Raw genomic sequence first — 19157 nt, forward strand, 5'->3', positions numbered from 1 at the left:
GAATTCAGTTTAGCCAGCGATATGCGGCGTTATTTCCAAGGGTCCACGCACACGTGGATCGCACCTTGAATCCCCCGGCCTGCGGTAGCCAAAATCGCGTCGTGGACCTGCGACAGGCCGAATGTGTGCGAGCACACTTCGTCGATCGGATAGCGGCCCGAGCCTACATAGCGCAGTGCCAGTTCGACAGCTGCGTAGCTACGGCCCCGCGGTGCACGAACCGTCAGATAGCGCTTCTTGATCTCGCCGATGGGTACGTGCTGCTCCAGGCCGTTCAGGCTCAAATAGGCGCCCTTTGCCGCCAGTGCGATCGACTGCTTGACGATCTCGCCCTTGGGGTCGCCGGTCGTATCAACCACGACGTCCAGGCCCCGCCCCTTGGTGATACGCATCACTTCGGCTTCGAGGTCTTGCGTTTCGACGTTGATTGCGTAGTCGGCGCCCAGGCGCAGCGACAGATCGAGACGGCTTTGATCGCGAGTCATGCCCGCCGCAATCACCGTATATGAGCCTGCGGCCTTTGCCGCCAGTACGCAGCCCAAGCCCTGCTGGCCCGGTCCCCACACGAGTACGACCTTACCGGGACCTGCGCCGCCGTCGAGACATGCCCACTGCACGCCGTTACCGAACGGCACCGCCAGCGTTGCGTGCGTGGCTGGCATGTCTTGCGGAATCACGTGCATCACCGTGTTAAGCGGCAGATGCATATACTGCGCATAGCCACCCCATAGGTGCGGTGCCTTGTTGGCGGTGGACATACCAAAACGATCGGTATTCAGTCGGTCTTTAACGTTGAAGAAATCGACTTCCATGCATAGACGGAAATCGCCCTTCATGCACCATTCGCAGTTCCAGCACGGAAGATATTCGTGAAGAGCAACCCGGTCGCCGGACTTGACGCCCCAACGCTTCGCCGCGACCTCACCGACTTCTTCGATGGTTCCGACGTTTTCGTGGCCCATGATGACCGGAACGTGACCAGCCTTACGGTACAGCTCGGGATCGCTGCCGCCGACGCCGCTGGCTTCGATGCGCAGAATTCCGGTTTCAGGCTTAACAGTCGGATATTCGAACTCACGGATTTCCGTGGTTTCGACATCCGTCTTGACCGCGGCCAGTACCTTTTTCGTCATGTGTTTGTCTCCTGCTCGTTTTCGATCTCAAAGTTTCGAAAATATGCGACGTGCGTTAGCGCCAAAGATCGCGTTGAGATCCTCGTCAGGCAATCCGTTGAGTGCAAGACGGGTGAGTTTCAATGCATTGCCATAACCTTCGCGAGAACTCACGACGGGGAAATCGGAACCCCACATCAGGCGATTCGTGCCGAATGCAGTTACCGCCTCGTGGACAAGCGGTGACGTCGCGTCCCCGAAGGGACGGCCCAAATGGCACGTTTTCGGGTCGCGAGGCATCAATTCACCGAGCCCCGGGACCTTCAACATGACATTCGGGTAGGCCGCGAGTTTGAACACCTGGCGACGAATTGCGAACTGCTCATCCGTCGTGACAGGCGTGCTGGTTCCGCCCAAGTGTTCGAGGACGACAGTCGTCCCTGCCAACTTCGCGACCAGCTCGATAAATGCCGGCGCGTTGAATGCTTCCGCCGATCCCACACAACTGATGGGCAGTCCAGTTGCCTGAACTGCACGCCACGCTTCCGGAAGACGACCGCCCGGAAGGCACGATGACGGCCGAAGCCGAATACCGGACACGCCTTCGCGCGCCAGGTTTTCGATTGTCATTGCAACGTCCGGGGCGTCGACATCAACCCAAGCCACGCTCGACAGACGGCCCGGATATCGCTTGACGCAGTCCTGCTGGTATCGATTATCCGTCTGTCCGATCATCTGAGTGAGAATGGCCATATCAACGCCATGCTCAGTCATTTGGTCGATCAACGTCTCGACAGGCTCATACCAATGAGGCGAAACGTGCGCGTGACAATCAACGATCATCTCAACCTCAGGCCTTCAGCGCGACGTCCGGATTGAGGGGCACTTCTTCCTTCCACGTACGGTCGTTCGGGAAGATCACCGTCGAAGCGTGAATCTGATTCCACGGAATGGTGTTTCTCAGCACCCTCGGCAGTTCGCCGCTTTCTGCGTAAGTACGAGCCGAACGGATCATCTGACGGCGCCATGCAACGACCGCGACGTCCGACGTGCCAAGGTGTTCCTTTGTGCGATCGAGGATGCGCCCCTGCGTTTCGCTGACTGCGTGGTCCTGCGTCAGGATGCCCTTGATGCCCGACATCGACGACGTCTTCATCGCTTCACGGTCCTGCTTGTACCAGTTGTCGATGTTCAGTTCCTTGCGGAAGTTTTCATCGAGCCAGTGACCGCCTTCCTGAATACGATATTCGATATCGACAGGCTGCGTTTCGTCGAAGAACCACTGAATGTGCCACGTCGATTCGTCATCGCGCGGAACGAATGCATTCGCCATGCGACGGTTTTTGCGGACGCCGAAGCCATCGGGCGGGATCAGTGTGAAGAACGGCAGGATCACTTGCGTGACACGGGCGTGCAACTTCCCTTCCTCACGGAAGTTGCGGACGCCGGCGTAGCGCAGGCCGTACAGGGTGTATTCGACTTCGATCTTCGGACGCAGATCGCGTTCATGTTCGTACTTGGCCGGTGCTGCCCACGGTTGCTCGCGGTGCAGGATGCCCGCGTGTGCGGAGTCGATGGTGCCTTCGACGGCTTGAGCATAGTTGCAGTCTTCGAGAACCTTGAAGGCGGCAACTTTCTCCGCTGGGTACGACAGAAAGTCGAAGTCCGGGAATTGCGGGACTTTCGCCGGGTCGCCCATGTACGTCCAGATCACGCCAGCGACTTCACGAATCGGATACGCCACTGCCTTGATACGCGAGCACAGCTTCGAATCTTCGGGTTCGGTCGGCGTGTCCACGCACTGGCCATCGACGCCGAACTTCCAGCCGTGGTACAGGCAACGCAGACCGCCTTCCGAGTTGTCGCCCAGCGCGAGCGACGCACGACGGTGCGGGCACTGTTCTTCGAGCAGGCCGACGTTTCCGTCGCTGTCGCGGAATGCCACGAGGTCTTCGCCTAGCAAACGCAATCGCACGGGCTTACCGCCCGGCTCGCTGATTTCCGACGCCAGCATCGCCGGAATCCAGAATTGACGGATCATGTCGCCGTTGGGCGTGCCTTTACCAACCTGGGTCAGTACGTCGTTATCTTCGCGGGAAAGCATTGGGGTTTGCTCCTAAATTTCTTTATCTGTGAATATGCGTGGGATGCCTGCTCTCCCCACTAGCCTTAAACGAGTTCGACGGCCTTCAGCAGTCGATCACGCGCGTCTACGGTGTTGCTGTCGTTGCCAATGAAATCGTGCGCTTCGACAATCAGTTTGCGCAGAGCAACAAGGGTCGCCAGTTCCGGCGCATTCGATCCCTTCCGTTCAGCGGCCCCGATATCGCTATCGAGCACCCGCCAGACTTCATCGAGTTCGGATTCGCGGTAAATCATGTGTTCGAACGTACTAGACTTCTCCACGCGCCCAATCAGTTCGCGCAGCGTTTGCGGCGAGTAATCTTCGATCGAATGAATGTCATCCACGTTCATAGCTATCCTTATTTCTTGGTACCAAAACCGAACGACGAAGGCGGGAGGCCGAGCGCCTGGCGACCAAAGGTAGTCAGCGCCGAATCCCACGTGAAAGCGAAATGCTGCGCTGCCGAATTGACGTCGCGCCAAATACGTTGGAGTTCCGATGCGTTGTAAATGCTGGTGCCGCCAGCCGCTTCGAACACGCTGTTGGCCGCTCGACGCGCGGTCTGGGCCGAATACGCCCAATTGCGCGGAATACGCGACCATTCGAGTGCCGTCAGCGATTGCGCGCTTTCTGCCGTATCGATGCGGCGCGTGTCTTCGAGAATCAATGCATAGGCCGCGTCGAGGTCCGCCGTCGCATGTGCCAGGCGCTCGAGCGTCGCCGACTGTTCTGCCATCTGTTCGGCCGGCATTGCCTGGAGACGCGGCGCCAAACCTTCGCCGAACGACCGGAGTGCTGCGCGCGCGATGCCCAGCGGTGCACCGATGAGCGAGAACGGCGTTACGTTCTGGAACGGCATCCGGTAGATGGGTGCACGCATTGCGTCAGCGCCTTCGACGTTGCCCGTCATCATGTCTTTGACCGACACAGAACGATGCTTCGGAATGAACGCTTCCGCGACCTTGATCGTGCGGCTACCGGTGCCACGCAGGCCAGCCGTGTGCCAATCATCGACAATTTCGATATCCGAACGCGGAATCACGAAGAAGCGCGGTTCAGGCGGGCCGTCCGGACGCTGCACGGCGTTTCCGATGATGACCCATTGCACGTGGTCGATACCCGAGCAAAAGCGACCGTCGCCGTTCACGAGTTTGTAGCCGCCGTCGACTTCGGTAATCGTGCCGCCCAAGCGGAACACGGTCGCCGTCAGTGCATGGCCTTCGCCAAGCACGTCTTGCTGTGCTTGCAACGGAAACAGATTCAACATCCAGCTATGACCGGCCAAAACGCCGAACACCCAACCCGTCGAGCCACAGGCCGATGCGATTTCTGCCGTAACTTCGACCAGCGTCGTAAAGCCCAATTCGGAACCGCCAAACGATTTCGGCGTAATGATGTTGAAGAGACCCGAATTGCGGAGTGCGTCGATCGTTTCTTTGGGCACTACGCGATCGCTTTCGGTCTGTTTGACGCGCGAACGAATCGCATCATGCAAACCACGGGCGATATCAAGGGCTTCCTCGCGGATGTTAATACGGCTCAAGACATTCTCCTGGTAGAACTTGCTGCCGCGGAACAGAGCCCGGCGCGCAGAATAGTTCTGTTTACAAATCGGTCAGTGTTCGTTGCGACCGTAACGACCTTCGACGTTCATACGCTCCTTGGCGTCGAGGAACCAGCGATAGTGACCGCCCTTCGAGATCGGCGGGACATCGTCGGAAACGAGGTACCAGCTTTCGCCATCGTTTTCCGTCGCATAGATTTCGCCCGTTGCGGTACCGGCGATGAGCATGATCTTGTCATCCCAATGGTGCAGACCCATGCCCTCGATGTTGCCGATCACTTCCTCGGGCAAACCATTGCGCATGTGTCCCCAGGTAACGCCACCATCGGTGCTCTTGAGAACAGTTGCGTTCGCCGACTTACGGACGCCCCAATCACGCGGTGCGTTGCCCGGCCCACCGAGATACAGAACGTTCTCGTTGCGTGGGTCGATGAACATGGCGTCGGGATAACCGATAAGGTCTTGACGCGTCATCAGATGAACCCAGGTTTCCCCAGCGTCTGCGCTGTAGTGCAGGCCTTCGCCGCCGCACATGAACATCTGCTTCGGATTCGACGGGCGAATTACCACGCGGTGGTTGTCGTGGTAGAACTTGTCGTTTTCCGACTCGTACGAACGCGGTTCGGTCCACGTATTGCCGTCGTCGGTGGTCTTGAGAAGTGCGCCCTGTTCAATACAGACATAGAGCGTTTCCGGTTCGGCCGGGTGAAACGAAATGTTCTTGACGTGTGCAATATGCGGGGGCGGCGGAAACGTCCACTTGTCCTGGTCCGGCACCGTCATCATTTCGGGGATTTCGACCCACGAAGCACCCAGATCGTCGCTGCGATAGAGCGCGGACGGCTCGGTGCCCAGGAACAGGACGGTCTTCCCGTCGCGCTCCTGCTGCGCCATCGTATAGATATGCGTGCTACGCAGGCCATTGCTGGCCGGTTCCCACGTCACGCCCAGATCCTTCGAGACCACGAGACTGGCTTTGCCGTGTGCGCCCGCGAACAGCAGGCCGGCATTCGGAACATAGAGCAATGCGCTCACGTGGCGATCTTCCAGCGTCTTGCGCGTTAGTTTCCACGGGGCACTCGTGTCTGCACGCTCGAACACGAGCATGCCGCGAATCGTAGCAACCAGCAGCGTCGTTGCCGCGCCATCACCGTGCGTAACGGTCCCACCGTTGGTGGTCAGAACTGCGATCATTTCTCCTCCTAAGGGAATACCCCATGTGATGTCGCCTGTTTTGCTCCGAAGAGCCTTTGACTTTTTTCTGTCTAGCCCAAATAATATGCAAAAAAGAATTACACGTCAAACGGGTTGAAAGAGACTTTCGATGATTGGTGATTGCGATGCAACAAGCCGGTACCTGAGGAAGCGTGATGTGTAATTCTTGCGCACCATTTACGGGGTTCCGTGCGTTCTACGATTTTGGAGGTGACATGACTGAAGTTAATGATGTGATGACTCTGCGCCTAACAGCGAGTCAATATTTGGCACGCAACACGCTGGCTCTGACATTTGAAGACCCCGAAGGCGAGCGTCTACCGGCCGCCGACGCGGGTTCGCACGTCGCACTGATCCTGCCGAATGGATTGACGCGTCAGTACTCCCTCCTCGAGTCCAGCAATAGCCTGACGCAGCGTTCGTACGTCATTGGCGTCAAACTCGACCCGCAGTCGCGCGGTGGCTCCCGCTACATCCACGAAACGATGCGTGTCGGCGACCTCGTGCAGGTCGAAACCCCGCGCAACAACTTCCCCCTCGACGAAGACGCTGAGCACACGGTTCTGGTTGCCGGTGGTATCGGGATCACGCCTATTCTGTGTATGGCGCGTCGCCTGAAGGAAATCGGAAAGTCGCCGCGTATCTATTATTCGTGCCGAGACCGGGTTGACGTCGCCTACGCCGAAGAATTAAAGACGTTCGAAGGTTCGGTCGTTCACGTCGATGCCGAAGTCGGCGCATTCCTCAATATCGCGGACGTCGTGAAGCAGGAGCCGGCGTCGGCCCACTTCTACTGCTGCGGCCCCGGCCCGATGCTGGAAGCATTCGAAAAGGCCTGCAACACGTTGCCCCCGGAACAAGTCCACGTCGAGTACTTCAGTGCCAAACACGAAGCGGCACTCGACGGCAACTTCGTCGTTGAGCTGTGTAAGAGCGGCAAGACGCTGACAGTCCCACAAGGTAAGACGATCCTCAGCGTCGTGCGCGAAGCCGGTGTGCCGATTTCATACTCGTGCGAAGAAGGCGTATGCGGTGCATGTGAAGTCCGCGTGCTGGAAGGACAGCCGGACCACCGCGACGCCATTCTGTCAGAGCCCGAAAAGGCTTCGAACAAGACGATGATTATCTGCTGTTCTGGCTGCAAGGGCGATCGTCTCGTCCTCGATCTATAAGAAACACCTCTGCGCCTATAGCGCGTACCCCATCTCACGTTAATCCAGGAGACAAGTAAGTGATTATTGATTGCCACGGCCACGTAAGCGCACCCGCAGAATTATGGGTATACAAGGCACACATTCTTTCGCATCGGGGCGAACACGGTCGCAAGATGCCGGAGGTGACCGACGAGGAAATCCTGCACTACGCCAACAAGAAGGAAATGGCGCCGGTTGGCCACCTGGACATGCTCGACCGCGTCGGCACGAACGTCCAGCTGATGTCGCCGCGTCCGTTTCAGATGATGCACAACCAGAAGCCGGGCAAACTCGTGCACTGGTTCACGGAGGAAACGAATAACATCATCTCGCGCACGGTCAAGTTGCTGCCGAAGCGTTTCATTGGCATCGGTGGCCTGCCGCAAGTGTCGGGCGACCCGATCGAAGTCGTCCTGCCGGAACTCGAACGCTGCATCAAGGAACTCGGCTTTAAGGGCGTCCTGCTGAATCCGGACCCGTTCGAAAACAGCGGCACTGAAGCACCGGGCCTGGGTGACCGTTACTGGTACCCGTTATACGAAAAGCTGTGCGAACTCGGGGTACCGGCGCACATCCACGCTACTGGCTCGCATTCCGCACGTACACCGTACACCGTTCACTTCATTAACGAAGAAACGATCGCGGTGTTTAACCTCGTCAATTCGAACGTCTTCAAGGACTTCCCGAATCTGAAGATCATGGTGTCGCACGGCGGCGGTTCGATCCCCTACCAGATCGGTCGCTTCCAGTCGGGCGCTTCGCGTGCCGGCCGCGACTTCCTCGACGGCATGCGTAACCTGTATTACGACACTGTGCTCTACTCGGAAGAATCGCTGCGTCTGCTGATCAAGACGGTTGGCGCTGACCGCTGCATGTTCGGTGCGGAATGCCCGGGCGTGGGTTCTGCCACCAATCCGGACACCGGCCGCACGTTCGACGACATCAAGCCCTACATCGAAGGCTTCGACTGGCTGTCGCAGGCAGAGAAGGACGCGATCTTCTTCGGCAACGCTCGCGACTTCTTCAAGCTCAACCTCGCCGATTACGAATGATTTCGGCGCCCACAGGACTCTAAATCATGGCAAAAATCGTATTGGGAATGGGAACGTCGCATGGCCCCATGCTCATCACGCCACCTGAGACCTGGGGCGCTCGCGTCCCCGATGATCGACTGAGCAAACATGACTTCGAAGGCCGGGAATGGGCCTTCGATGAGCTCGTCGAATATCGGCGTAGCGAAAACCTCGCGGAACAGATCACGCCCGAGAAGTGGAAGGAACGGCATGCTCAGTGCCGATCGGCGATCGAGGAAATGGCGCGGGTGTTGGCAGAAGCGAAGCCTGACGTCGTTGTGATCGTCGGTAACGATCAGATGGAAATCTTCACGACGGATTGCATCCCCGCGTTTGGCGTCATGCACGGCCCTACGATCGTAAACAACATGATCAGCCACGATAAATTGATGCAAATGCCTCCGGGCGTGCGTCATTCGATGCCGGGTTACAAGCCAGAAACTGCCACGCATGAAGGCGTTCCCGAACTCGCAAAGCACATCATCAAGAGCGCGATTGCCGACAACTTCGATGTGGCCGCGCTCAGCCGCCTGTCGGAAACGGAAACGCCGCATGCATACGGTTTCGTCTTTCGCCAATTGATGAAAGATCAGGTCGTTCCGACCGTCCCGGTTTTCGTCAACACGTTCTATCCGCCGAATCAGCCGACCGTGGCACGCTGCCACGCATTCGGTGCTTCGATCGCTCGCGCAATCGAATCGTGGGATTCGGACGCGCGCGTGGCTGTCATCGCTTCCGGGGGCCTGACGCACTTTGTCATCGACGAGCGCGTTGACAATCTGATACTCGACGCGATGAAGAAGCACGACCTAACCCCGGTATTCGCGTTGGGCGAGGAAATCTTCCAGGCGGGCACCTCGGAAATCAAGAACTGGATTCCCGTCGCCGGCATGATGGATGAACTTGGCTTCGACATGACGGTGGTCGATTACGTGCCCTGCTATCGCAGCGAAGCCGGTACTGGCAACGCGATGGGCTTTGTGTACTGGAAGCCCCAAACCGAATAAGGAAATATCAATATATGGCAACCAAAGACGAATATGTCCACCGCCTTCGTCGGTTGGACTGCTGCGCTGTCTCGGACGCACTCGACAAACTCGGCTTGTCCGGCGTCGTGAGCGGCGTCGCCCAAGCCTCAGGCTCGAAGCGCATCGCTGGTCGCGTTATCACGATGAAACTCGGTGTTGGCGATCCGCCTCCGGGCCCACCGCGTCATCTGGGCACCACCGCGATCGAACTCGGCGGCTCCGACGATGTGATCGTTGTCGAGCAACGTACCGGTATTGAAGCCGGTTCGTGGGGCGGCATCCTGTCGTTGGGCGCCAAGGTTCGCGGTATCGCTGGCGTGATCGCCGATGGTCCGGTTCGCGACATCGATGAATCCCGCGAGATGGGACTGCCGGTGTTCACGAATAAGTTCACCGCCCTCACCGCTCGTGGTCGTATCGTCGAAAAAGGTGTGAACGTCCCGGTTGAAGTGTTCGGGGCCGTAGTAGAAGCCGGCGACTATGTGATCGCAGATAGCAGCGCCGTGATCTTCATCAGCCAGGCAAACATCGCCAAGGTGGTCGAGACTGCCGAATCGATCGTGGCACGCGAAGCCTTGATGGCGAAGGCTGTATTGGCGGGCACGCCGATCCATGAAGTCATGGGCGGAAACTACGAACTTATGCTTAAGGATTAACCATGTCGGAAATCGCACAAGACAAGAACGTTGCGCGCGCAGCGAAACTCGAAACGGCCACCCTGAGCGACGCACTGGACCGCCTGGGCCTGAACGGTCAGTGCTACAAGATCAAGCCGCGTGATTCGTCGTTCCGTATGGCCGGTCGGGCATTCACGATTCTCTACGGCCCGGCCGCATCGCCCGCAGGCACCGTGGGTGACTTCATCGACGACGTTCCGCCCGGCTCGGTCATCGTCCTCGACAATGGTGGTCGCGAAGACGCAACAGTTTGGGGCGACATCCTCACGGAAATCGCCCATCGTCGTGGTATCGCCGGTACCGTGATCGACGGCGTCAACCGCGACGTACACCTCTGCCTGTCGCTCGGCTACCCGGTTTTCTCCAGGGACAACTGGATGCGAACGGGCAAGGACCGCGTTCAGGTCGAAGCCACCAACGTTCCGGTGAATATCGGTAATGTGCGTGTTGCTCCGGGCGATCTGCTGCGCGGTGACGCTGACGGCGTGATCTCGATTCCGAAGGAACACGAAGAGCGCGTGCTTGCTGCTGCTGAAGAAATCGATGCCGCCGAGAAGGCAATCCGTGAGGCTGTTGCAACAGGTATGCGCCTGGACGAGGCTCGCAAGCAATTCAAGTACCACCAACTGCAAACGCGCCGGATCGGAGAAGAAGCATGACGGGACCGGTTTTCAATCGTCACGAGACCACGCGCCTCGACATCCGGAGGCCGGACATCGCTCTGGTCAACGCCGCCGCAAAACTGCCGGCAGCAACGCTTCACGAGGCAGCCGGAAAAATCGGAGTCCTGCCTTATGAAATCAAGCCTATCGCGCCCGGATTCAAGATATGCGGCCCCGCTGTGACCGTTCATTCGCCCGGTGGCGACAACCTTTGGCTGCACCGTGCGATTTACTCAGCACAAGCAGGTGATGTCCTCGTCGTCTCCGTGAGCGAAGCCTATGAACATGGGTATTGGGGCGAAATCATGTCGACGGCCGCAAAAGTCCGCGGGCTTGCCGGTCTGGTCATTAACGGCTGTGTTCGCGATCAGCGACTGCTGTCGGAGATCGGGTTTCCCGTTTTCGCTCGCGGACTTTGTATCCGTGGTACAGGAAAAGATTTCGGTGCCACAGGTTGGATCAACGCACCGACTCGATTCGACGACGTGACGGTAAATGCCGGTGACCTGATCGTTGGTGACGAAGACGGTGTCGTGTGCATCCCGCGCGAGCGAATTGCCGAGGTGATCACTGCATCGGAAGGACGCGAAGCAGCAGAAGCACAGCAGATGAAGCGACTCGAGGCGGGCGAGAGCACGCTCAGTATCTTCGGGTGGGACCAGTAAACCGGCCGAGACTTGCGGATCTATTGCTTGAGGTGGTGTCCCTAAGGATCACCACCCTATCATTTTGTCCGTCCAGTTTTACGATTAGGAAGCTGAAGTGAGCATAGAAGAATCTGAATTCAAACGCGCCATGCGCTGCTTGACCGGGCACGTGTGTTTGATCACGACTGGTTCTGACGCGCTCGGCCCGCTTGCCGGCATGACGGCAACCGCTGTGACGTCTGTTAGTGCGGTGCCCCCTATTCTGCTCGTCTGTATCAATCGTGCGAACTCGTCTCTGGCGCACGTGCAGGCCACTGGCAACTTCGTCGTCAACGTCTTGGCGCGCAGCGAGCAGGAATTGGCGCAGCGTTTCTCGCGACCGATTTCGCCGCAAGAAAAATTTCAGGCGGGAACGTGGAATCGAATTAAGACGGGTGCCCCGGCTTTGGCCAGTGCTATGGTCAACTTCGATTGCAGCGTCGAACGCATCATCGAGATCGGTACGCATGCCGTGATTTTTGGACATGTCGAAGGCACGGCCATTAATGGCCAAACAACGGCGCCGCTGCTGTATTCCCAAGGATCCTACGGCGAATTTCAGACGAATAAGGCGATCGATTTCCATGATTTGCTGTGGATCTCCAACTGGGGTGCAGACTAATTTAACAATTTAGGAAGGAGGTACGGCGCGCATCATGCTGCACGCGATATAAAATACAGTTTGACTAGGCGGTTTCAAGAGTGAAGCGCAACAGCGGGTTTAATGTTTAGAGCCTTGAGGTTGACTTGCCGAGGCAAGGGTCGCGGCGAAGACCTCGAATGGCGAATGGAAGGCATGAGTCGCGCGAGGTCGGCTGTTCAGACTGTCGGCGATAGCGTCAAGTTCGTCCTGACTGTAGACCGAAAGGTCTGCGCTTTTGGGCAGATACTGGCGCAGTAGCCCGTTGGTGTTTTCGCAAGTGCCGCGTTGCCAGGGACTGTGGGGGTCGCAGAAGTACACCTTCACGCCGGTTGCGGCGGTGAGCTCTTTATGGCGCGACATTTCTTTGCCCTGGTCGTAGGTGAAGCTCTGCCGTAATGGCGCGACAATCGAATTGAGTTTGGCGGAGAAGCCCGCCAGCGCTGAAGCGGCGGTGGCGTCTTCCATCTTGGCAAGCAGCACCAGCCGGCTGGTCCGTTCGACCAGCACGCCTACCGAGGACTGGTTGCCGGCACCCTTGATGAAGTCGCCTTCCCAGTGCCCAGGCAGCAGTCGGTCTTCGATTTCGGGCGGCCGCACATGAATACTGACCATGTCAGGAATCTGTCCGCGCCGGTCTGTGCCCCGTGTACGCGGCATGCGCGTGCTGTGGCCATGGCGCAAGCACGCAATGAGCTGACGGCGCAGTTCGCCGCGCGGCTGGGCATAGATGGCCGTGTAGATGGTTTCGTGCGAAACCTGTTGGGTCGGGTCGGTCGGATACATACGCTTGAGTGTGCCCGATATCTGCTGGGGTGACCATTTCCACTCGAGCAGGGTGAGAACGATACGCCAGCAGACGCTTTGCAGGCAAAGCTTTGTGGGATGGCGGCCCGCGCTGCGGCGTGCGGCACTGAGTGCTTCAGCCGACACGGACGCGTAGCCAGCGGGAGAGCTGTTTCGCGTCAGTTCCCGGCTAACGGTGGCCGGCGAGCGCCCGAGTATCCGGGCCATGGCCCGGATACTCGAACCCTGCAGATGCAGGCTTGCAATGGTCAGACGCTCTTCAGGTTGAAGTTGCTGGTACTGAGTTCTTTCGTGCATCGCAACACCTTATACGAGATAGGTGTTGCACTTCAGATTTGAGGCCGCTCTAGTAAATAATAAGAAAGTGGAGATGAATCAGGCTATAAAAAAGCCTTTTTAGTATGGCTCTCAGTCTTTGTGCTCTCGCCGTGGGCGGTGCTCACGCACAAAGCTGTTTTACGATCATGGAGCTGACGCTTCGCAGTCAGACTGTGCAAGGGATCTCCCAGGAGCTTTTGGGCGCTCCGATCGCCTACAACCTGATCCGTCTGGAAATAGCCAAAGCCGCGCTTGATGCCGGGTACGCGCCTGAGGATCTAAGCTTTATTCGGGCCTCCCATATCATCCAGTATGAAATGACATGGCCGGCCGTGACGCGCTCGTACGGAAAACTTCCCACGCTGCTGACTCGCTTGCGCGAGCGGCTCAAGCAACTTCCCAACAAAAAACGGCCCGGGCGCACTCGCGCTCGGGCAGTCAAATCCAGACCTCTCCGTTACACCGTTCGATTCCTGAAGAGAGACCTTAACTGAACGGAATTACACCCTCGGATGTCTTTTTTTCGTTTATTCTCGGGCCGCAAGCACTCTCATCAACCCCTCAAGAACAACCATTCGCCCTTTCTCATAAGTTGCGAGCAGCAATTCCCGGTCTTTACTCTCCAAAGCCTTCACGAGTTTGGCTTCGATATCAGCGCTACGATGTTGCGGATGCGCTGAAATATCAGCAGCCAGCGCCCGATAACGATCGGTAAGTCGCATCAATCGTAAAACTTCCCGTTTTAACACTTTATTAGGCGAGAGGTCGAAAATCTTATCGTGAAGTTCACGGTGTAATTCAATCCATCCCTCACGATTACCGGCTTGGATTAATTCTTCAAGCCGGGCAAGTAAGGCCTTGAATTCCCTAATCTGCGCGGATGTTGGCCATTCGACCGTCATTAGCAACTCTGCTTCGAGAAGTTGGCGCATCCGATACAATTGTCGGGCCTCATCGCTTGACAACTGAGCTACGAAGAATCCACGATTCGGATCATGTTCGATGATGCCTTCTGCGGCCAGCAGTTTTAACGCCTCGCGCACTGGCACACGACTGATGCCGAAACGTTCAGCGAGGTCCGACTGTCGCAGTTGAAAGCCGGGTGCGAGGGTTCCCCTATTGATCAGTTTTCGCGTCTCAGACGCCACCTGAGCTGGAAAGTCAATGCCATCCAGTTCCGGGAGGGTGGCCGCGGGTGCACGGCTTCGTGTCATGATCGTATTCATTTTGGTATTATATCGTGGAAGTCTCGCCTGACAATATTCACAAGTAGGTTGTCAAGGCGATTCGGTGATCGACTCCTTAGTCAGTTGTCTTCCAACAGACGAATCCTACCGTGGATGCTACGTAGGTTGTTCGGTCCGTCCGTAACCGCTAGTGCTTTAGCGTCTTTCTGTCGTCCTAGTCACGCGGCTGAGCATGCTCTGCCGACTTGTTGTTGCTACGTGGGCGGTTCGAACGAGTTTTTCGTTCCGGCTAACCAAAAAAGGAAAGCCCGCTCAATGCGGGCTTTTGTTTGTTGCTACGTGGATTGAGATCAGTACACGAAACCGGGCATCACTTCGCTAGCCGTAGGGACGTCCTTGATTTCGGGTATACGCGCCGAACCGAAGACCACCAGGGGACGCATCTGACCGCTCTTGATGTACGGGGCTGCGACCTCGTACGGGACCGGGATCACTTGCACCTTCGCTTTCATCAAGCCTTCGATTTCCGCTGCTGTGTCTTTGTAGGATAACTTGACCATGCGAACGCCGTTGCGCTTTTGCAATGTGGTCATCGCGGTCAGATCGCGCGCGCTGTCAGCTGTCGTACCGAAGGTGTAGCAATCCGGATTGTCTTTCAGGCGGCTAATCAGATCGGCGTAGTCCTTGATGTCAGTTCCGGACACGCCTTTGCCTATTTCAGCGACCAAGACAACACCCGTGGGCGCAGCAACGGGCGCAGCCGCTGCTGGTTTAGCCGCTGAAGCAGGAACAGGTGCAGGTGTCGGTTTAGCAGGTGCACCCGCGAAGGCGACGCCAGAGATCAGTGCGTCTGCTGCGAGGACTGCCGAGAGGAAGAGTTTCCGGTTGAGCTTCAAGATCAATTGTCTCCACGTATTCGAAAGGACGCCAGACAGGCAGGTCTGTTCGCCTGCCGCCAATGTAATACTGTTTTGTATTATATGTCAATCTTCGTTGCCGACGCGTGATGTCATGCACCGGTCTCGTTTAGCAACAAAGAAAGCGACTGAACACTCCTCGATTGAACTGAGCTCCGGATCGTGGAACGGACACACGCCCCGCTTCCGGGCCGTTGTTCGATGACCATGGCTTCGATGTCGTTGAGTGTTTATCTGTAGTCCTACGACATCGTGCTGCTGTGCGCTGCCGCTGGCTTCGCGCTCTACCAGGCCAACAGATTCAGTCGCATCTGCTGGACATTAAAGACACTTGGATGACTTCGGTCGAAACGATCAGCGATCTACGTCGAGATCTCGATGCTGCTCAGCGCTCAACATTGGGGGTCGTGCTGTCGGACAACAAGCAGTCCAAAGATATCAACATCGCGATTTGGCCAATGGCGGCAGAGCGACTCAAAAGGGACATCGACACCTACGAGAGACTCGTGCTTCCCGGTGACGATCGTCAGTATCTTGAAAACGACAAGAAAACGATTGCTGCGTTTCTGTGATGAACGACGAACTCTACAATCTTGCGACGTCGGATACTTCGGATATTGATGCCTAGCGGATTCTCACCAGCAACAAGAGCTTCGCAGTGTTCAAAATTGCGGGGGAAGCTCTCAGCGCTCACACGACGTACGTTCAGACGTTGGCGCAGCGCTCTGTTTTAGCCGCCAAAGAGATCGAGGAGTTGGTTAGTCACTCGGTAGAGCGCGTTGATGAGGGGTCCAATCTGGTGAGCGATGCGGGCTCGAAAATCAACGATGTGGTTCGCGAATTCGCCCACGTTTCCGCCCTGATGGACGAGATCACCAGCGCTTCCAACGACGGCCACCAAGGCATCATCGAGATCAATAAGGCTATCGCCGAAATCGATCAGATGACGCAACACAACGCGGCCCTCGTCGAGGAAGCGGCGGCCGCTGCGCGTGGCGTTCACTCGGAAGCCGAACGCCTGCAGACGTTGGTCGAAAACTTCAAGATCCCACGCTCAATGTGAACTAGCACATCCATGGACGGCTTCTTAACGTGGCCCCCAAAAAAACGCCACCTCTCGCGGGGCGTTAATGAGATAGTCAGCCTGACCAAACGGTCCGATCGCCGTACGCTGATCGGACCGCTTCCTCGGGGGCTATCTGCGAGGCGGCATTGCGATAGTCCGTCCGCTTCGCGGCCGTCAACGCCCAAACAGCGAACACTGCTCGCTTCACAGCCGGCGCGATACGCTGGTAGCCGAACGCAGGGTTACCACCAACCAGCTTCGCGGCTTTCTGCTCGAATGCGGTGTAAGCCTGAGCGCACGCATCAGCATTCGCCTGCCTGCGCTGCCCGACGATGCCGCTCATGAAACAGCTCTGGTCGCAGGCGAACCACGTGACGCTTAGAGCCCGCGCCCGGCAAGCACGGCCAGTATCGACTGGTTTATTTTTTCTCGCTCAAGTTCGTATACTCGCATGACTTTTTCACGCTCGCGGGTGCGAATTGCAGTCATGAGCCGGTGTTCGAGGTGCGCCTTCGGACGTTCGTCCGGCCGATGCGCTTCGGTCGCTAGTGCGCGGTACCGGTCGGTCAGTCGAATCAAGCGCAGGGCCTCGCGGCGGATAATCTTATCGGGTGAAAGATCAAATAGCAGCCCGTAGAATGCGTAGTATTCATCGAGCCATTCGGCTCGCTGATGGCTTGCCAAGTACTCGTCGAGCTTGGCAAGCATCCCATTGAGCTCGGCGGTTCGAGTGCGATCGGGCCACTCTATCGATTGAAACAAATCGCGCTCTACCAAATAGCGATAGCGGTAGAGCTGCGCCGCCTCATCCGACGATAGCGGCCCCACAAAAAACCCCCGGTTTGGATCATGCACGATCACGCCCCACGCTGCGAGCAGATTCAATGCCTCGCGCACAGGCACGCGACTGACACTGAAGCGGTCAGCCAGTTCCGATTGGCGCATCTGCTGCCCGGGCGACAGGACGCCTCTGTTGATCAGCTTGCGCACCTCATCAGCAATCTGCGCCGGAATGTCGATATCATTAAGTTCGATTTTGCTCACGTGTGTAGTCGTATAGTTCGCCGCATCCGACGCAGTTCGTCGGTTCCGTAAGTTCGAATTTCGACCATATTGTATGCGATTCGCGAACCCATCCTTAAAAGCGGTGCGTGTGTCAAGCTCGGTGTCGTCACCGAGCGCGAGAGGTGCACGGCGGTGCTGACATTGCTCTTCGAGCAAGCCGATCGCACTGTCGCTATTGCGGAATGCTACGAGGTCTTCACCGAGCAGCCTCACGCTAACCGCATCGATTTGCGAGACCGCTTCTGCGAGCGACTGCGGGCGCGGCGTCGGCCTCCCTGCGTAAAGGCGGACCGCTGCGCGTCCCATGCGGAGCGGCGCGCCACCGAGTGAAAAAGGCGCAATGCGCTGTAGGGCATGCGATAGAGCCGCGCCCGCAACGAGCCGGCACCTCCCTCCTGACCGGACATGATGTCCTTGACCGAACCCGAGCGACGCGAATGCGAGCCCCGGCGATGCGGATTGAACGACTGCCCGTGCCGCGGTATGCCACTTCTCCCGGAATCGATGTCCGAGCGCAGCCCCCTACCCTCGGCGCATCGCGAGATGCTGATGTCCTCCTTACGCGGTCGTAAGAAAGGGTATGCCCGGGAGCGCGACACACGGGGACTATCCCGACCGTGACACCGCAATTCGCTCGGAATAAAAAGGCCGACAACACGCGATGATCGTTTGCTGGTGCGCAGGACTTCTGGGCCACCGCCACGGCATCGGATCGATCTCAGACGCCGCGCGCCGCCAGAACAGCCATTAGACTCCCGAGCACCATTGTTCGCCCTTGATCATACGTAGCGAGCAGCAGGTCCCGGTTTTTAGTTTCTAGCGCCTTCACAAGCAGTAAATCGATCTTTGCATTTCTATGGTCTCGCTGCGCCGCGACGTCCGCAGCCAGCGCGCGATAGCGGTCGGTCAAGCGCAACAGACGCAGCGCCTCGCGCTTGAGCACCTTGTCGGGCGAAAGGTCGAAGATCGCGTCATGGAACGCCCGATGGCACCTGATCCAACTTTCGCGATCGCCCGCGCGGAGCAATTCGTCGAGTTTCGCGAGCAGAGCCTTCAGCGACTTGAGTTGGGCGGGCGCGGGCCACTCAACAGTCGAGAGCAGTTCCGTTTCAAGGAGCGTTCTCATACGGTAAAGCTGCCGCGCCTCTTCACTCGACAGGGGGGTCACAAAGAAACCGCGGTTGGGATCATGCTCAATGATCCCCTCGGCCGCCAGCAGTTTGAGCGCTTCTCGAACGGGCACACGACTGATGCCGAAACGCTCGGCAAGGTCGGACTGCCGCAACTGCAAGCCCGGCGCTAGCGTTCCTCGATTAATCAGCTCGCGCGTTTCCGCCGCTATTTGAGCAGGAAAATCGATGGCGTCCAGTTCGGGAAGTGCCACAGTTGTCATTAGTCCTCCGTACGCGATTTTATATGGTTTGGCATTATATCGGGCTGCGTCGAAGATCCAGCGGCCTCTCAGCTTATGCCGGCATCCTTCCCCATACGTGCCTTGTGAACACGGCGCGCTCGCGCTGGATATCGCCCACACCCCTTCACGAGGCAATGATTGGATGCGGCGGTTTTCGCCGTCGTAAAGGCGCTCGTGGTCCTGGATGACCTTGACTGTTAGTTGCGTTGACCTAAGCGTTCGGACCGGTTTCGGCTTCGCGCAAGCAATCGCGCTGCGCCTGGCAGTTCACGTGATCTGGGGCGAAACATCCATTTAGCACGGCGCTGCACAGACGCCACCGAGCGGGCCGGCGGGCGAATGTTGTCGATCCAGTGGGACTCGAGCCGCCTGTTTGTCGACACAGTGCGCGCGATTGCCGTTGCAGTA

21 protein-coding genes and 2 pseudogenes are annotated in these 19157 nt (G+C 57.7%); 10 read left to right on the top strand and 13 right to left on the bottom strand.

The features are described from left to right. Positions 1 to 29: 29 nt before the first annotated feature. The 6 genes from OKW44_RS08190 to OKW44_RS08215 all read right to left on the bottom strand — a co-directional run bounded on the left by OKW44_RS08190 (position 30) and on the right by OKW44_RS08215 (position 5995). The gene (locus OKW44_RS08190) at positions 30 to 1133 is read right to left on the bottom strand and encodes a zinc-dependent alcohol dehydrogenase (RefSeq protein WP_018424902.1); all 1104 of its coding nucleotides are present in this window, start codon (positions 1131 to 1133) and stop codon (positions 30 to 32) included. A 27-nt stretch (positions 1134 to 1160) separates the two neighbouring features. Then, positions 1161 to 1955 carry an amidohydrolase family protein gene (locus tag OKW44_RS08195; RefSeq protein ID WP_018424901.1) on the bottom strand — a complete coding sequence of 265 codons (795 nt, stop codon included), beginning with the start codon at positions 1953 to 1955 and terminating at the stop codon, positions 1161 to 1163. A 7-nt stretch (positions 1956 to 1962) separates the two neighbouring features. Continuing rightward, positions 1963 to 3216 (bottom strand): Rieske 2Fe-2S domain-containing protein, encoded by a 1254-nt coding sequence (locus tag OKW44_RS08200; protein ID WP_018424900.1) that lies wholly within the window; start codon positions 3214 to 3216, stop codon positions 1963 to 1965. A 65-nt stretch (positions 3217 to 3281) separates the two neighbouring features. Then, the gene (locus OKW44_RS08205) at positions 3282 to 3587 is read right to left on the bottom strand and encodes a hypothetical protein (protein ID WP_018424899.1); all 306 of its coding nucleotides are present in this window, start codon (positions 3585 to 3587) and stop codon (positions 3282 to 3284) included. A gap of 8 nt (positions 3588 to 3595) precedes the next feature. After that, the gene (locus tag OKW44_RS08210; protein ID WP_018424898.1) at positions 3596 to 4780 is read right to left on the bottom strand and encodes an acyl-CoA dehydrogenase family protein; all 1185 of its coding nucleotides are present in this window, start codon (positions 4778 to 4780) and stop codon (positions 3596 to 3598) included. A 72-nt stretch (positions 4781 to 4852) separates the two neighbouring features. Then, positions 4853 to 5995, bottom strand: a complete 1143-nt coding sequence (locus OKW44_RS08215; protein WP_018424897.1) for a WD40/YVTN/BNR-like repeat-containing protein — start codon at positions 5993 to 5995, stop codon at positions 4853 to 4855. Between the two features lie 236 nt (positions 5996 to 6231). Between OKW44_RS08215 and OKW44_RS08220 the strand changes: the two genes are divergently transcribed. The 7 genes from OKW44_RS08220 to OKW44_RS08250 all read left to right on the top strand — a co-directional run bounded on the left by OKW44_RS08220 (position 6232) and on the right by OKW44_RS08250 (position 11957). After that, positions 6232 to 7188, top strand: coding sequence for a PDR/VanB family oxidoreductase (locus tag OKW44_RS08220; protein WP_026226605.1), 957 nt, complete (start codon positions 6232 to 6234; stop codon positions 7186 to 7188). Positions 7189 to 7247: 59 nt separating this feature from the next. Beyond that, entirely contained in the window at positions 7248 to 8261 is a 1014-nt protein-coding gene (locus OKW44_RS08225) for an amidohydrolase family protein (RefSeq protein ID WP_026226604.1), read from the top strand. Positions 8262 to 8287: 26 nt separating this feature from the next. Next, a complete protein-coding gene (locus OKW44_RS08230; protein WP_035471857.1) occupies positions 8288 to 9289 on the top strand; it encodes a DODA-type extradiol aromatic ring-opening family dioxygenase in 1002 nt (333 codons plus the stop codon). Positions 9290 to 9303: 14 nt separating this feature from the next. Beyond that, positions 9304 to 9966, top strand: a complete 663-nt coding sequence (locus OKW44_RS08235; RefSeq protein WP_018424893.1) for an RraA family protein — start codon at positions 9304 to 9306, stop codon at positions 9964 to 9966. Positions 9967 to 9968: 2 nt separating this feature from the next. Then, complete coding sequence (locus tag OKW44_RS08240; RefSeq protein ID WP_018424892.1) at positions 9969 to 10646, top strand: RraA family protein; 678 nt, start codon at positions 9969 to 9971, stop codon at positions 10644 to 10646. Further along, positions 10643 to 11314: a 4-carboxy-4-hydroxy-2-oxoadipate aldolase/oxaloacetate decarboxylase gene (locus OKW44_RS08245; protein WP_018424891.1), complete on the top strand. Its 672-nt coding sequence runs from the start codon at positions 10643 to 10645 to the stop codon at positions 11312 to 11314. The genes OKW44_RS08240 and OKW44_RS08245 overlap by 4 nt, the downstream gene beginning before the upstream one ends. A gap of 97 nt (positions 11315 to 11411) precedes the next feature. After that, positions 11412 to 11957 carry a flavin reductase family protein gene (locus tag OKW44_RS08250; protein WP_026226603.1) on the top strand — a complete coding sequence of 182 codons (546 nt, stop codon included), beginning with the start codon at positions 11412 to 11414 and terminating at the stop codon, positions 11955 to 11957. Between the two features lie 99 nt (positions 11958 to 12056). Here OKW44_RS08250 and OKW44_RS08255 read toward each other — a convergent pair whose 3' ends face one another. After that, entirely contained in the window at positions 12057 to 13079 is a 1023-nt protein-coding gene (locus OKW44_RS08255; RefSeq protein ID WP_429409801.1) for an IS30 family transposase, read from the bottom strand. A gap of 170 nt (positions 13080 to 13249) precedes the next feature. Between OKW44_RS08255 and OKW44_RS08260 the strand changes: the two are divergent. Beyond that, positions 13250 to 13594: pseudogene (locus OKW44_RS08260) on the top strand (IS4 family transposase); the annotation flags it as partial. Between the two features lie 33 nt (positions 13595 to 13627). Here the strand turns inward: OKW44_RS08260 and OKW44_RS08265 are convergent. Further along, entirely contained in the window at positions 13628 to 14326 is a 699-nt protein-coding gene (locus OKW44_RS08265; RefSeq protein ID WP_018424887.1) for a GntR family transcriptional regulator, read from the bottom strand. Positions 14327 to 14637: 311 nt separating this feature from the next. Beyond that, positions 14638 to 15183, bottom strand: a complete 546-nt coding sequence (locus tag OKW44_RS08270; RefSeq protein WP_162634103.1) for a tripartite tricarboxylate transporter substrate-binding protein — start codon at positions 15181 to 15183, stop codon at positions 14638 to 14640. A gap of 356 nt (positions 15184 to 15539) precedes the next feature. On the opposite strand from OKW44_RS08270, the gene OKW44_RS08275 reads away from it, so the two are divergent. Further along, entirely contained in the window at positions 15540 to 15776 is a 237-nt protein-coding gene (locus tag OKW44_RS08275) for a hypothetical protein (RefSeq protein WP_018424885.1), read from the top strand. Positions 15777 to 15862: 86 nt separating this feature from the next. Then, on the top strand, positions 15863 to 16267 hold the full coding sequence (locus OKW44_RS08280) for a methyl-accepting chemotaxis protein (RefSeq protein ID WP_018424884.1): 405 nt from the start codon (positions 15863 to 15865) through the stop codon (positions 16265 to 16267). Between the two features lie 76 nt (positions 16268 to 16343). Here OKW44_RS08280 and OKW44_RS08285 read toward each other — a convergent pair whose 3' ends face one another. From OKW44_RS08285 to OKW44_RS08300, 4 genes and pseudogenes are all read right to left on the bottom strand, one after another. After that, positions 16344 to 16613 (bottom strand): hypothetical protein, encoded by a 270-nt coding sequence (locus OKW44_RS08285; protein ID WP_018424883.1) that lies wholly within the window; start codon positions 16611 to 16613, stop codon positions 16344 to 16346. A gap of 35 nt (positions 16614 to 16648) precedes the next feature. Continuing rightward, positions 16649 to 17314, bottom strand: a complete 666-nt coding sequence (locus OKW44_RS08290; RefSeq protein WP_026226601.1) for a GntR family transcriptional regulator — start codon at positions 17312 to 17314, stop codon at positions 16649 to 16651. Positions 17315 to 17449: 135 nt separating this feature from the next. Next, a pseudogene (locus tag OKW44_RS08295) lies at positions 17450 to 17641 on the bottom strand (Rieske 2Fe-2S domain-containing protein); the annotation flags it as partial. A gap of 412 nt (positions 17642 to 18053) precedes the next feature. Beyond that, on the bottom strand, positions 18054 to 18728 hold the full coding sequence (locus OKW44_RS08300; protein WP_018424881.1) for a GntR family transcriptional regulator: 675 nt from the start codon (positions 18726 to 18728) through the stop codon (positions 18054 to 18056). Between the last annotated feature and the right edge of the window lie 429 nt (positions 18729 to 19157).

The sequence above is a fragment of the Paraburkholderia lebeckiae genome (assembly GCF_050436325.1).
Lineage (GTDB): Bacteria > Pseudomonadota > Gammaproteobacteria > Burkholderiales > Burkholderiaceae > Paraburkholderia > Paraburkholderia tuberum.